The sequence below is a fragment of the Halobacillus sp. B23F22_1 genome (assembly GCF_043497005.1).
Taxonomy (GTDB): domain Bacteria; phylum Bacillota; class Bacilli; order Bacillales; family Halobacillaceae; genus Halobacillus_A.
The window spans coordinates 988,458-1,002,707 of the sequence record NZ_JBIEKE010000002.1; the positions used below are offsets into that span (position 1 = coordinate 988,458).

A 14,250-nucleotide genomic window follows, 5' to 3' on the forward strand; every position below is an offset into this window, starting at 1 on the left:
CAATTTATATCCCTCCTACAAACCGTTGATGGTTCAATGTATTGTTTGGATCGATCGTGCGCTTGATTCCTTCAAACAAAAAGAAGTACGACGTCTTTCCGCTCCATACATCAATTTGATTTCTCACGCCATACGAAAGGTGTTTTACGACGGCATACCCTTTCCTGTCTTCCGCAATCCTGCGCAGATGTAATACAGCTGCCATAACTTCTTCTTCTTTTCCAGACAATATATAATGACTAATTCCATGCCCCAGACCACCGTGAGCTTCTACACTCACCTCATGTTCCATCTGAATGCTTTTGGTCTCTTTCATGATTTGATAAACATCCATGTTTTTACTTCCTACCTTGACCACTGCTTGTGTAATTTCAGCAGCTTTATCGGTAAGGCTGTTAGGAGCATGCGCACTAAACGTTTTCCAAAAATTCTGCGCTTCCTTTTGAGTGAGCACTTCCGTATAGCATCCATCAGGTTTATGCTTTTCGATCCACTCCTCCTGATAACGGCACGACTTCTCTACATCCTCAAAAGCGATTAGCAGTGTATACGCTTCTCGGTTGATTATTTTTTTCGATAAAGCGGGATTCAGTAGTTCCAGTGAGGCAGGCTCGATCATAGAATCCTGGACACTCACAGCCAGCTGCTTTAACTCATCAATCCGGTCCTCTGAAGCAGATACTTGCACAAGACTTTCATATTTAGGGATCGGCCGTAGTTTCATGGTGATTTCTGTAATGACTCCTAACGTGCCCATCGCTCCGATAAACAGCTTATTCATGTCATAACCGGCTACATTTTTAACAACTTTTCCGCCTGTTCGAATGATTTGCCCGTCTGGGTATAACACTCGTAAACCAATCACAAGATCCCTGGCCGAACCGTACTTCACCCTTTTGGGACCGCTTTCATTTGCGGCGATGACTCCTCCTATGGTGGCCTGATCAGGCCAATTCGGATCGATGGCTATCATTTGATGATGTTCCTTTAGAAAAGACTGGATTTCTGTAATCGTTGTCCCGGCTCTAACAGTCACAGTCATGTCTCCAACGTTATGCTCTACTACTCCTTTGTACTCTGCCATCGAAAGGGTATAATCATAATTCTCTTTTATCCCTCCATATCCCCGTTTACTTCCCCCAGATTCAATGGAAACGCTCTTCCCTTCTTGATTTGCCTTCTGAAGGATTACTGAGATTTCATCTTCACTTTTGGGTGTAACTACAGCAGCCCCTTTGTTTCCGAATCGATCGACTAAAGAAACCGATGAACCATTCTGCTGTCCCGGATGTGACGCTTGAAAATCCACTTCATTCACCTCTTTTTGTTTGTTAATTAAGAAGAACGGATTTACTATGCATAAATAAACTTCTTTTACTTCCCAATATCCAGAGATTTCTCCTGATCGTACTTTCGCATAAGGTTCCGTACAAACTCCAAGTGATTCAACATAGCTTCGCTTGAAGGTTCAGCTTCCCCCGCTTTAATTTTTTCAAAAACGAGCTCATGCTGCTCGATGACTTCTTCTAAAATCAATGGATCCGATACGATCGAACAGTGAAATTCAACCATTGATTGTTTAATAGATGAGGAAATAAAATCCATCAACCTATAGAGAATTTGATTACCGGAAGCCTCAGCAATATGAAGGTGAAATTTATAATCAGACTGCTCATGCCCCTCACCTTCCTTCGTCTTCATCTCGTTCATGGCCAGTTCCATTGCTTGTAGATCTTCGGAGGTCCGCCGCTGGGCTGCCAGTTTTACCATCCCAGGCTCTAATAACTCCCTCACTTGAAACAATTCTTCGATAGATTGTTGGTTAGATAAAAGTAAAAATTGATGAAGCAGCTTAGCGGTGTCGAAGCGACAGACATAAGTCCCCTCACCCTGCCTGGTTTCAACCAGACCTTTTCCTTTTAACGAAGTGATCGCATCTCTTACAGCGGATCTTCCAACCCCAAAAAGGTCACATAATTCGCGGACTGATGGCAGTTTCTCTCCAGGTTGAAATTTATGGGAACGAATGGAGGCTTCTAAATGCTCTTCTACACGTTCAGATACTTTTTTAGTAGAAATTTTTTCAACTCTCAGCAGCCCCACCCCTTTCGGTAATCACATATCTGACAAGTAATCCCGCAGGCCGGCAATTAAGATTAAAACAAACGTGATACAACAGGAGCCACTAACTTTCCGTTAATGGCTCTGGTTGTCATGACTTGAACAATATTAATTTGCGTACACTTTCTCTTTCACTTCTCTGCGGCGGCGGTGTAAGATAGGCTCGGTGTAGCCGCTCGGCTGATCATACCCTTTAAAAACTAAATCGCAGGCGGCTTGGAAAGCGATGGATTTATCATAATCAGCTGACATCGGATGGTAATCCGGATCATCAGCATTTTGCTCGTCTACCACTTTGGCCATGCGTTTTAACGTTTCCATCACTTGTTCTTTATTAACAATACCGTGATGCAGCCAATTCGCCATGTGCTGGCTGGAAATACGGAGTGTGGCCCGGTCTTCCATAAGCTCGACGTTATTAATGTTCGGAACTTTAGAACAACCAATTCCATGCTCCACCCAGCGAACAACATACCCTAGAATACCCTGCGCATTGTTATCCAGTTCTTCCTGGATTTCCTCATCACTCCAATTCGAATTCTCCGCCACCGGGATTTGTAAAATAGCTTCCTGCTCATCCGTTCGGTCTTTAGCCAGCTCACTTTGTACTTGTGCGATATCAATTTGATGATAATGAAGAGCGTGTAAGGTAGCAGCCGTCGGCGATGGAACCCAGGCTGTATTGGCCCCTGCTTTTAACTGACCGTCCTTTGTTTCCAGCATATCAGCCATCAAATCAGGCATCGCCCACATCCCTTTACCGATTTGGGCTTTCCCTTGAAAGCCGCTGGCAAGACCGACACGTACATTGGATCTCTCATAGCCATTCAACCATGCGGATCCTTTCATAACGTTCTTTCTAATCATTGGACCTGCTTCCATAGACGTATGGATTTCGTCTCCCGTCCGATCAAGAAAACCTGTATTAATAAAAGCAATGCGCTCTTTCACTTCATTGATGCATGCTTTCAAATTTAATGTTGTACGGCGTTCTTCATCCATAACTCCAATTTTTAACGTATTCCGTTTATAGCCGAGCAAATCCTCGGTACGATTGAACAAATCGTTTGCAAAAGCGACTTCCTCGGATCCATGCATTTTTGGTTTCACGATATAAACGGATCCTTTTTTAGAGTTTTGGTATTGACCATTGTTCAACACATCGTGCTTCGCAAGCAGTCCGGTAATTACAGTATCAATGATCCCTTCAGGTACCTCTTCTCCATTTTGATCAATGACCGCATCACTTGTCATCAGATGCCCAACATTACGCGCGAACATGAGGGAACGGCCCGGAAGCGTTAGTTCTCCTCCCTCCGGCGTGGTGTACGTACGGTCTGGATTCATCTCCCGCGTTACTTCTTTATCGCCTTTAGCAAACGTTACCGATAAATCTCCTTTGAGAAGACCTAAATAGTTCCTGTAGACCTCAACTTTATCTTCCGCATCCACTGCAGTAACAGAATCTTCAAAGTCCATAATCGTGGTTAAAGCAGATTCAACAAGAATGTCCTTCACCCCTGCTTCATCCGTACGGCCGATCGGATGAGTGTGGTCCACTTGAACTTCCAGATGAATACCATTATTCTTTAACAGAATCGCCCTTGGAGCCTCCGGCTGTCCTGAAAAACCAGCTAACTGAGCAGCATCTTTTAAACTTGTCGTTTCTCCGTCTTTCAGTTTAGCGACCAATTGACCATCAAAAAATTGATATGATTCTACATTCTTGTGAGAGCCTTCAGCTAACGGCACCCTTTCATCGAGGAATTTTTTAGAGAAAGCAATGACTTTCTCTCCACGTACAGGGTTATAATCTCCCTTGATCTCCGCGCCATCTTCTTCACTAATGGCATCCGTGCCGTATAAAGCATCATACAAACTTCCCCAGCGAGCGTTTGCTGCATTAATCGCATAACGTGCATTATTTACGGGAACGACGAGTTGAGGACCCGCCTGTACGGTTATTTCATCATCAATATTCTCAGTGGACACTTGAAAATCTTGAACATCCGGCTCAATGTAATTCAATTCCTGTAAAAATGATCGATAAGCCTCAGCCTGAATCTCGGGATTTTGCTGGTGATATTCATGAATTTTATTTTGAAGGTCGTCTCTTTTCTTCAACAAAGCTTTATTTTCTGGAGCAAGGTTGTGAATAATCGCCTCCAGCCCTGACCAAAAATCATCACTGGTAACGCCGCTGTTCGGAATGGCTTCTTTGTTAATAAACTCATACAATACGGGTGCCACTTTTACATTACCTACAGTTACATAATCTTTCACAATACATTCCTCCTTGAATGAATTAAAGAATGATTGACATTAAAACGCTTACAGATTTTGTCGCAACATTCTATCTATTTGTTGTTATTTATCTTATAATAAAATTTACCATATCAAAAATACATATTTAGAATGAGTAGTATTCCTTTTAGTTATAATCCTTTTACAAGCGGACATATGAGAAAATTCAGCGAAACGGAGTGTGAATCAGATGGACATTCGTCATTTAGAGTATTTCTCAGAAGTAGCTAAACAATTAAGCTTTACGAGAGCCGCTTCAACGTTGCACGTTTCCCAGCCATCCCTTAGTAAAGCGGTAAAGCAGTTGGAAGATGAATTAGGTGTCCCCTTATTTTACCGATCGAAGAAAGTGGAATTAACGGACGCCGGAAAAGCTGTGCTCGCTAATGCTATAAATGTATTAGACGCCTTTCACAATTTAACCTCAGAATTAAGCGATATTATTGAATTAAAGAAAGGAGAAATTAAAATCGGGATCCCCCCGATAACCGGAGCTGCTTTTTTCTCAAAACTGATCAGTTATTATCGCGACCAATATCCTCAAGTCAAAATCCTGTTAAGTGAAGTCGGTTCTAAAATGATTAAACAAGGCGTTGCGGACGGCTCCCTCGACATTGGCCTTGTGTGCAACGTCCCCGTAAAAAAAGATAACTTGGAAGTGCTGGAAGTCATCAATGATCCCCTTATGCTGCTCGTCCATAAAGATAATGAACTGGCTCAACAATCTAAAATCAATTTAACGGAACTAGATCGTGAGTCTTTCATCCTTTATCGACAGGACTTTTCCCTTCATGATCGGATCATTGAAGAATGCAGCACCAAAGGATTCTATCCAAATGTCGTATGCCACAGCTCGCATCGAGACTTTATGATTGAAATGGTCGAAGCTAAAGTGGGTATCGCTTTACTGCCAAGTGAAATAGCCACTACCATTCAAGATCGTGCAATTAAAGCGATTCCGCTTGAAAACTCGACCTTAAGTCTTGAGCTAGGCATGGTTTGGAAAAAAAATAAATACCTGCCCTTCGCTGTTCGGGAATTTATTGACTTGTCTAAACAGTATTTGACCACAGTTTAACGTTCATGACCCTGCACAGATAAATTGAAACAAAATAAAAATCATCCGACAGATACTTTAGAAATCCGTGCGGATGATTTTTTATTAAATAGCATTCAGCCCGGCTATTGCTTTCGATATCTAGATCGGACGTTTCAGCCGCTCCCCCTCTTACCTTTACTTTCGGCTAATATAGCTCTACCTGGCGGTCAGGAAAAATGATTAGGCTGGCGGGTGGCGCTGAATCGAACTTGTCCAACACCTTCCCCTCCCTCTTTCATTTTTATCCCCTATCGTTATACCAATCGGTCAAACATACAAGCAGTTCTAGTCTATTTTCATATGGTAGATTGAGGTGAAAATATGAAAAAAATAATTTTATTTGCCGATACTGGGATAGATGATGCTATTGCACTAACCTATGCATTGAAACACCCAGAAGTAAACCTGCTTGGAGTGGTCAGCGGTTATGGCAATATCGACCGGGAAAAAGCTATTAGAAATGTTGAATACTTATTAGAGCTGGCGGGGCGTACAGATATTCCTGTTATCGCGGGGGCTGCACGCCCACTGAATGGAGAAGATCCTGTGTATTTCCCTGAGATTCACGGCAGCGAAGGGCTGGGTCCGATAGACCCGCCTATTGCAGAGGAGCGCTTTGCCAACCGAACGAACTTTAGTAAATTGTTCCAATTGATTAAGGAGCATCGTAAAGAGGTAATCCTTGTAAATGTGGGGCGATGTACATCTCTTGCCATCGCCCATTATTTAAGTCCTGAAGTTATGCAGGATGTCAAAGCAACTTTCGTCATGGGTGGTGCTTTCAACGAACCAGGAAATGCCACCGAAGTAGCGGAAGCAAATTTTTACGGAGACCCGATTGCCGCTAACTATATATGTCAATCTGCAGCTAACCTGACGATTATTCCTCTTAACGTAACGAGAGATGCTATTTTAACACCACGGCAAGTCAACCTCATCGATGCTCGATCAGACTCTGCATTAGAAGAAATTATTAAACCAATACTAGATTTCTATTTTGAAGCTTACCAGCAACTTGAACCCGGGATTCCAGGCACACCGATGCATGACCTTGCAGCTTTAATGGCAGCCCTTGACATCAGCGGTTTATTTGAATACAAAAAAAGGGAAGTTATAGTTGAACATCAAGGCACCGCCGCTTACGGAGAAAGCATCGCTGACTTCCGGCCAGCATCAAGTAATTGCTTCGGCCCTCAATGTTCAAGAATAGCCCTGAACTTAAATAAAGATATCTTTGTCGCAAATGTTATAGAAATCTTAACCAATCATAGGTAGATATTCCTTTAGTGCTCAGTTTCTTGCAGAACTCCTCTCTCAAATCTACTAATCTCCATCTCTTATACTTTCGTTTTACCATTATATGTTGTATAGTGAATTGGTTCAAAAATAAGTTGAACACGGACAAATATAATCCAGCAAACAATAAAGCAGAATTCGTAGCTTATTTAGAGAAAGGTGCTATATATATGATTCATAATCCAACAGGAAAAGAGCGCTTAGGTCTGGCTTTTCTATTAGGAATGCTAGGCATTCTTGGTCCTCTTAATATCGATATGTATTTACCGAGTTTTCCTGGCATTGCTAGCGATTTAAATGCGAGTGCTTCTCTCGTACAGCTTAGTCTAACTACTTGTTTGATTGGCCTTGCTGTAGGCCAAATTGTTGTGGGTCCCATCAGTGATGCGCAGGGCAGGAGAAAACCGTTAATGATTTCAATTTTCTTATTTGCGGTAGCTTCTCTTCTTTGTGCTCTCGCTCCAAATATTACGACGCTAATAGCAGCCCGTTTTCTTCAAGGATTTACGGCTTCAGCAGGAGTAGTCCTATCACGGGCTGTTGTACGCGATGTGTTCAGCGGAAGAGAACTGACGAAATTTTTTGCACTGCTCATGGTGATCAATGCGACAGCTCCAATGATTGCACCCATGGCAGGCGGAGCCATTTTGCTCTTCCCGTTTTCCAGCTGGCACACCATTTTTTATTTTTTAAGTTTACTTGGCCTTTTAATTGTGCTCGTAATTTCGCTGAAGTTAAAAGAAACACTTCCGCCGGAGAAGAGGATCCCGAGCACGATTGGACACTCTCTCCGTACTATAGGAAGCTTATTTAAAGATCGCTCGTTTATCGGATATGCCTTAACCATTGGATTTGTACATGGGGGCAGCTTTGCTTATGTATCAGGAACTCCCTTTGTTTATCAGGACATTTACGGTGTCTCTCCCCAAGTCTTTAGTATATTGTTTGGTATTAATGGTCTTGCCATTATCTCTGGAAGTTTTATTATTGGCCGCCTAGGAGGCATTATTCATGAACGAAGTCTGCTTCGGACCGCGATTATTACTGCGGTAACGGCTACATCATTCCTTCTTGTGATGACAATTATTGAAGGACCACTGCCTTCGTTAGTCATTCCAATTTTCATCTATATGACCTCTATGGGCATGGTCTTAACGAGTACGTTTACACTTGCTATGGAACATCAGGGACATCGTGCTGGAAGCGCCAGTGCGGTCCTTGGAATGCTTCCCCTATTATTCGGCTCAATGGTTTCTCCGCTTGTTGGTATTAATGAAACGACTGCTGTCCCAATGGGAGCGACGTTATTTATAACGTCTTCCATAGGATGTATTACTTTCTTTACACTAACGAGAAAGCCTTCGGAGTCTTAACTTTCTGAGGCGTACAGACAATTTGCATTTCAAGAAACGATCTTGACATTACTCCGTTATACATTAAGCTCACTGAAAAAACTGAAAGTCCATGAAAAATAGAATTTAAATTAGCGGTCTGAGGGAAATATTAATTCCCCCTCAGACCGCTTTTCTTCTAATTTAAAAAGTGGAACAGTTAAGCAATACTTCTTGAGGAGATGTTTGATTTTACCTTAGTAAGGTGTGTGCCTCGTCAAGGAAGCGACGTTTCGATTGAAAGACGCTTTTCACAAAGCGACCTTCACGGTTTTGTAGATTGTTCTCTACTGATTTTATGATGAGCGTTCGGGGGTGTTTCCTCAAACCCTTTACACTCTTCCACGTTTCTCTACAAGCTGGAAAAAGTCGCTTATCCCACTGATAAACGACTTTTTAATTACCTTCTAAAATTCCCTATAACTTCCACCGTTTCACTAATACTGACAAAGGCTCGTGCATCCACACTTGTAATAAGAGACTTAACAAACGCCAGTTCATATCTTGAAATCACGGTATAAAGAACTTTTCGCTCTGTATTAGAATAGCCGCCCTGGCCGTCCATCACGGTAATACCGCGTATTAAATTCCCGATCAATTCATTTTTCAGTTCATCTCCACGATCGGTTACCACCATTAAGTTTAATTTAATATGGCGGGTATGCACACGATCAATAACGATCCCTGTAATGTAGATCGACGCCATAGTGTACAACGCTAAGTCCCAGGAGAAAATAAATCCTGAGATAAAAACAACGCCGCTGTTTAAGCTGAAAATTAATCCACCGAGCGGAATATCGCGCTTCTGCGTCAGTACCAACCCGATCACATCGAAACCACCAGTCGAGCCGTAAAATCGGATAATAAAACCTATAGCAATTCCGGCGATAACTCCGCCAAATACAGTAGATAATAACGCATCTTCTGTAACCTTAACTACCGGGATGTACTGCATGGCAAACGAAGTAATAAACACAGAAAATACACTATTCCATATAAATTCTTTCCCCAGTTTCATCCAGCCAATAATTAATATAGGAATATTTAAAATAACGAGCCAGATCCCTGTATTTACAGGCGTCAATAAGCCGAAAACCATTGCCAGACCTGTAATTCCTCCGGATAATACTTCATGTGGCAGCAAGAACAAATTAAAAGCAAATCCTAACACAATCGAACACACAAATAAAACAGCGAATCTATATAAACGATTCATTTTCACGGCACCTCAATCTAAATAGTGATATAAACACCTAATGAATTTTAGTGGTCACAAAAATGAAAGTCAATACTTTTTCTATGTATTTAGGGCTATCGATTTATACGCTTTAAAGTGTTAAAAACTCCATACCTCTATCATTGGCTGCGCTTTTTCCATCTTTTTCTTACCCTTCTATTCAAATAGTAAAAACGAAGTATTTTCGAGATACCATGTAAGAAAACCTGACATAAACTGTGACAGAGCTCTCTGTTTTTGAAATAATCAGTTTATTAACAAATTGGAGGCTTGGTTATGGTTGAGGAAAAGGTTACATACAAAGGAAACAAGAAAATCTTATTTATGACAACATTCGCATTTTTCTTAAGCTTCGTTGTCTGGTTTAATATGGCTCCTTTCGCATCTACGATTCAAAAAACATTGCAATTATCCAATGAAGAGATTGCTGTCCTGCTGTCAATCAATGTCGCTTTAACAATTCCGGCCCGAATTATCATCGGTATGCTCGTCGATCGATTTGGACCGAAGCACGTGTATGCTACTTTATTGCTTTCCGTTAGTATTCCTTGTTTTTGGTTTGCTTTTGCCAATTCATTCTGGCAGTTGTTTATGGCGCGGGCATTATTATCGGTCGTAGGAGCAGGGTTTGTTATCGGAATTCGAATGGTATCCGAGTGGTTTCCGGAAAAACATCTTGGTCTTGCTGAAGGCATATACGGAGGATGGGGAAACTTCGGTTCTTCAGCAGCCGCCTTCTCCCTGCCGCTTCTTGCTATGTTATTTGGCGGTGAAAATGGCTGGCGCCTGGCCATCGCTCTAACTGGTTTTTTATGTATTGTGTATGCATTTATTTATTTCAGGTCCGTTGAGAACACGCCTGCTGGTAAAGAATTTAAGAGACCTAAGCGAAGTGGTGCGATGGAAGTAACCAGCTACAGAAGCATGATTGGACTTATGCTCATGTCTATTCCTCTATATGCCGCGCTTGCTTTAATCACGTGGCAATTAAGCAATACTTCACTCATATCAAACCAAATCGCTGTGTTCATTTACGTGGTTCTTGCAGCTGTGTATTTTTATAACTTATATAAAATCTGGATAGTGAACCGTGATCATTTACGAAAAGGCGTCCCTGAAGAAGAACAGTATTCATTTAAACAAGTGGCTATTTTAGACTTCGCTTATTTTATTACTTTTGGCTCAGAATTAGCCGTTATTTCTATGCTGCCGATGTTTTTTGAAGCTACGTTTAGTATGGGAGTAGCCGGAGCTGGAATGATCGCCAGTTCGTTTGCCTTTATGAACCTCATCGCCCGTCCTGGAGGCGGTTGGCTCAGTGATAAATTTGGCCGTAAGAAGACTCTCATTATTTTGTTGGCCGCTACCTCCGTCGCTTATCTTGGAATGGCTCAGATCGGGTCCGATTGGTCGATTGTAGCTGCTGTTCTATTGACAATGACGTGTTCCTTTTTTGTACAGGCTGGCGAGGGTGCTGTATTCTCGATGGTGCCACTTGTGAAAAAACGCTTGACTGGACAGGTCGCCGGGATGGTTGGTGCTTATGGAAATGTAGGTTCTGTTTTATTTCTAGCCGTACTTGGCGTACTGAATCCTTCGCTGTTCTTTTTTGGAATTTCTATTATGGCGTTTTGCTGCTTTATCGCTTGTTTCTTCTTAAACGAACCAGGCAAAGCACATATCACCGAACTTCAGCCAGTAAAGGAAGAAGAAACGAGAAAATCTGGAAAAGAAGTGGCGATGTAAATTCTTTTAAAAGCTTGGGACAAAATCGAAGAGCGTACCGGGTACCAGGTACCGAAATTCCCACTTGGCACTTCGCTCTTTTACAGCTTTTCGGTACCAGGTACCCTGATGCTCCATTGACAGCTTCATCCTCCCATGCTAGTCTTATAATCAATTCAATAGAATCTCTTATTTCGAGAGGTGGAGGGACTGGCCCTGTGAAACCCGGCAACCGATCTACTTGATTGTGGTGCTAATTCCAGCAAAGCGAAGGCTTTGAAAAATAAGAGAGGTGCGTGTGTAAACCTCTCTCACCGAGAGGTTTTTTATATACACATGCTAGATAAACTAAATATCTTAAATCACTCAGGTGTTGGCTAAGTTCATAAGAGCTTATTCAGCTTAAAAGGGAAGTCCGGTGAAAATCCGGCACGGTCCCGCCACTGTTAGAGGGAGCATCCTGCAGCAAGTCACTTTCTTTTGAATAAAAGATGGGAAGACGCAGGAATGTGAAGATCTTAAGTCAGGAGACCTGCCTGGTGATGACGCACTACAACCTACGGGTAATAGGGAGGTGTTAGGACAAGTAATGGGATCAGTCTGTCTAAACAGACGATTTTAAATATGCTGTCATAACAATCTCTCTTTAAGAAGGGAGATTTTTTTATGGATTTTTTATTATACAAGGAGGAACCAGGATGACAAAAAGTTCAAATTTAGGCTATCCAAGAATTGGAGAAAAGCGTGAATGGAAAAAAGCATTAGAACAGTACTGGAAAGGAAATATAAGTGAGCAAGAGCTTCAAACTGAATTAGAAAAGTTAAGACTCTATGACCTTAAGAAACAAAAAGATCTGGGCATTGATTTAATCCCTGTTGGAGATTTCAGTCTCTATGATCATGTCCTGGATACAGCTGTGATGTTTGGCTTAATCCCTGAACGTTTTCAGCAGCAAGACGAAAATTCCCTGCATACTTATTTTGATATCGCTCGTGGCAATAAAAACGCTGTAGCTTCAGAGATGACAAAATGGTTTAACACGAACTACCATTACATCGTTCCTGAAGTTTCATCAGATTCGGAGCCAAAACTAGTAGAAAACCGACTGCTTCCCTACTTTTTAGAAGCAAAGGAAAAGCTCGATATTACAGGAAAACCGGTCCTTCTCGGTCCTGTTTCCTTATTAAAATTATCAAAAGGCTTTGAGGACAAAGACTTTGAGAGATTAGTTGAGAAACTCGTACCGTTGTACATACAAGTCCTGCAACAGCTAGAAAAAGCAGGAGCAGAATGGGTACAAATCGATGAGCCAATTTTAGCCACAACACTGACTAAGGATGAAATTAATGTATTTAAGAATGTCTATCAATCCATCGATCGTAAACTTTCCAGTCTGAACGTATTACTGCAAACATATTTTGAATCCATTGATTATTATGAAGAAGTTGTATCTCTTCCCGTAGCTGGAATTGGACTTGATTTCGTACATGATCAAGGGGCGAACCTGGAGGCAATAAAGAATTTCGGGTTTCCTGCAGAAAAAACGTTGGCAGCAGGCGTCATCAATGGGCGAAACATTTGGAAAGATGATCTTTCTGCTTCATTGACTCTGCTGGAAACGCTGCGTTCTTTCGTAAATGAGGATCGCTTAATTGTTCAACCTTCTTGCAGTTTATTACATGTACCCGTAACGGTTGAAACGGAATCTGAATTAGATCCGCAACTAAAGAATGCGTTGGCCTTTGCCGACCAAAAGCTGGAAGAGATTAAACTTTTAACAGAAGGCTTAAATAAAGGCAGAAAAACGGTTGAAGAAAAACTGACATTCCAAGCCGAATGCCGCGAACAATTATGGCAGTCTGAGATCAGAAATAACACAGATGTACAAAAGGAAGTCGAATTTTGGAAAGGCGTTGAACCAACACGCGAACAACATTTCTCTGAGCGCCAATCCATTCATCAAAACTTTTTTAACCTTCCTTTACTGCCCACTACGACAATTGGAAGTCTGCCGCAAACAACAGAAATCCGACAAGGACGTCTTAAATGGCGCAGAGGAGATTGGACGGATACTGACTATCAGAGCTTTATTGAAGCAAATATGAGAGAATGGATTGCACGTCAGGAGGAAATTGGACTTGACGTTCTAATACACGGAGAGTTTGAACGAAATGATATGGTCGAATTCTTCGGTGAAAAACTCGAGGGGTTTGCTTTTACAAAATATGCCTGGGTGCAGTCCTATGGTTCGCGCTGCGTGAAGCCTCCTATTATTTATGGTGATGTTGCTTTAACCGAGCCGATGACCGTGAAGGAAATCAGTTATGCTCAATCGTTGACCAAAAAGCCGGTTAAAGGAATGCTCACAGGGCCGATTACAATTTTAAATTGGTCTTTTGTGCGCGAGGATATCAGCGAATTCGATGTAACCAAGCAAATTGCTTTAGCGCTGCAAAAAGAAATTAGAGCTTTAGAAGAAAACCATATTCATATGATACAAGTTGATGAACCTGCTTTACGGGAAGGCTTGCCGCTTAAACCTAAGAAACAGCAGCAATACCTGGATGAAGCGGTCTACGCTTTTAAACTAGCCACTTCTTCTGTTAAGAATGAAACACAAATTCATACGCATATGTGCTACTCCGAATTTGGGGAAATTATGCATACACTTGATGCATTGGATGCTGACGTTATTTCAATTGAAGCGGCAAGAAGTCACGGAGAACTGATCGCTGACTTTGAAAAGCAATCGTATGAAAAAGGAATTGGACTGGGAGTGTATGATATTCATAGTCCCCGAGTCCCTGAAGCGGAAGAAATGGAAAAGTACATTCTTCGTGCATTAAATGTACTCGACCCGCGCCAGTTCTGGGTGAATCCGGACTGCGGTCTAAAAACAAGAGGTGTTAGTGAAACAACGGAAGCCCTTACGAACATGGTAAAAGCCGCGCACAATATCCGATTAGAAATCGAACAAAAGTTACAGTCTAGCAAAGGATAATTAGAAGGGTAAAATACGAAAGACCCAATCAAATTGAATTTGATTGGGTCTTTCTTAGTTATCAATTATGTTTTC

9 protein-coding genes and 2 riboswitches are annotated in these 14,250 nt (G+C 41.8%); of the genes, 5 read left to right on the forward strand and 4 right to left on the reverse strand.

Translation table 11 applies throughout. The features are described 5' to 3' along the window. Positions 1-4 precede the first annotated feature (4 nt). From ACGTNH_RS12765 to ACGTNH_RS12775, 3 genes are all read right to left on the reverse strand, one after another. Positions 5-1,309 carry an FAD-binding oxidoreductase gene (locus ACGTNH_RS12765; protein ID WP_394587256.1) on the reverse strand — a complete coding sequence of 435 codons (1,305 nt, stop codon included), beginning with the start codon at positions 1,307-1,309 and terminating at the stop codon, positions 5-7. A 65-nt stretch (positions 1,310-1,374) separates the two neighbouring features. After that, positions 1,375-2,103, reverse strand: a complete 729-nt coding sequence (locus tag ACGTNH_RS12770; RefSeq protein WP_394587257.1) for a FadR/GntR family transcriptional regulator — start codon at positions 2,101-2,103, stop codon at positions 1,375-1,377. Positions 2,104-2,229: 126 nt separating this feature from the next. After that, the gene (locus ACGTNH_RS12775) at positions 2,230-4,404 is read right to left on the reverse strand and encodes a malate synthase G (RefSeq protein ID WP_394587258.1); all 2,175 of its coding nucleotides are present in this window, start codon (positions 4,402-4,404) and stop codon (positions 2,230-2,232) included. Positions 4,405-4,615: 211 nt separating this feature from the next. Here ACGTNH_RS12775 and ACGTNH_RS12780 point away from each other — a divergent pair, with 211 nt between their 5' ends. The 3 genes from ACGTNH_RS12780 to ACGTNH_RS12790 all read left to right on the forward strand — a co-directional run bounded on the left by ACGTNH_RS12780 (position 4,616) and on the right by ACGTNH_RS12790 (position 8,193). Next, the gene (locus tag ACGTNH_RS12780) at positions 4,616-5,503 is read left to right on the forward strand and encodes a LysR family transcriptional regulator (protein WP_394587259.1); all 888 of its coding nucleotides are present in this window, start codon (positions 4,616-4,618) and stop codon (positions 5,501-5,503) included. Positions 5,504-5,845: 342 nt separating this feature from the next. Then, positions 5,846-6,799 (forward strand): nucleoside hydrolase, encoded by a 954-nt coding sequence (locus ACGTNH_RS12785; protein ID WP_394587260.1) that lies wholly within the window; start codon positions 5,846-5,848, stop codon positions 6,797-6,799. A gap of 191 nt (positions 6,800-6,990) precedes the next feature. Beyond that, on the forward strand, positions 6,991-8,193 hold the full coding sequence (locus ACGTNH_RS12790) for a Bcr/CflA family efflux MFS transporter (RefSeq protein ID WP_394587261.1): 1,203 nt from the start codon (positions 6,991-6,993) through the stop codon (positions 8,191-8,193). A gap of 418 nt (positions 8,194-8,611) precedes the next feature. Here the strand turns inward: ACGTNH_RS12790 and ACGTNH_RS12795 are convergent, their stop codons facing one another. Then, positions 8,612-9,427: a YitT family protein gene (locus ACGTNH_RS12795; RefSeq protein WP_394587262.1), complete on the reverse strand. Its 816-nt coding sequence runs from the start codon at positions 9,425-9,427 to the stop codon at positions 8,612-8,614. A 297-nt stretch (positions 9,428-9,724) separates the two neighbouring features. On the opposite strand from ACGTNH_RS12795, the gene ACGTNH_RS12800 reads away from it, so the two are divergent. Together ACGTNH_RS12800 and metE are read left to right on the forward strand one after the other, a co-directional pair. Beyond that, a complete protein-coding gene (locus tag ACGTNH_RS12800; RefSeq protein WP_394587263.1) occupies positions 9,725-11,194 on the forward strand; it encodes a NarK family nitrate/nitrite MFS transporter in 1,470 nt (489 codons plus the stop codon). A 165-nt stretch (positions 11,195-11,359) separates the two neighbouring features. Next, positions 11,360-11,463: riboswitch (SAM riboswitch) on the forward strand. Positions 11,464-11,523: 60 nt separating this feature from the next. Further along, positions 11,524-11,727, forward strand: a riboswitch (cobalamin riboswitch). A 144-nt stretch (positions 11,728-11,871) separates the two neighbouring features. Further along, positions 11,872-14,175, forward strand: a complete 2,304-nt coding sequence (gene metE, locus ACGTNH_RS12805) for a 5-methyltetrahydropteroyltriglutamate--homocysteine S-methyltransferase (RefSeq protein ID WP_394587264.1) — start codon at positions 11,872-11,874, stop codon at positions 14,173-14,175. The last annotated feature ends 75 nt before the right edge of the window (positions 14,176-14,250 follow it).

What these genes read in the sequence shown, in the direction of transcription:
- ACGTNH_RS12780 (WP_394587259.1), top strand. Translation starts at nt 4,616, where the DNA reads ATGGACATTCGTCATTTAGAGTATTTCTCAGAAGTAGCTAAACAATTA.
- ACGTNH_RS12785 (WP_394587260.1), top strand. Translation starts at nt 5,846, where the DNA reads ATGAAAAAAATAATTTTATTTGCCGATACTGGGATAGATGATGCTATT.
- ACGTNH_RS12790 (WP_394587261.1), top strand. Translation starts at nt 6,991, where the DNA reads ATGATTCATAATCCAACAGGAAAAGAGCGCTTAGGTCTGGCTTTTCTA.
- ACGTNH_RS12795 (WP_394587262.1), bottom strand. Translation starts at nt 9,427, where the DNA reads ATGAATCGTTTATATAGATTCGCTGTTTTATTTGTGTGTTCGATTGTG.
- ACGTNH_RS12800 (WP_394587263.1), top strand. Translation starts at nt 9,725, where the DNA reads ATGGTTGAGGAAAAGGTTACATACAAAGGAAACAAGAAAATCTTATTT.
- metE (WP_394587264.1), top strand. Translation starts at nt 11,872, where the DNA reads ATGACAAAAAGTTCAAATTTAGGCTATCCAAGAATTGGAGAAAAGCGT.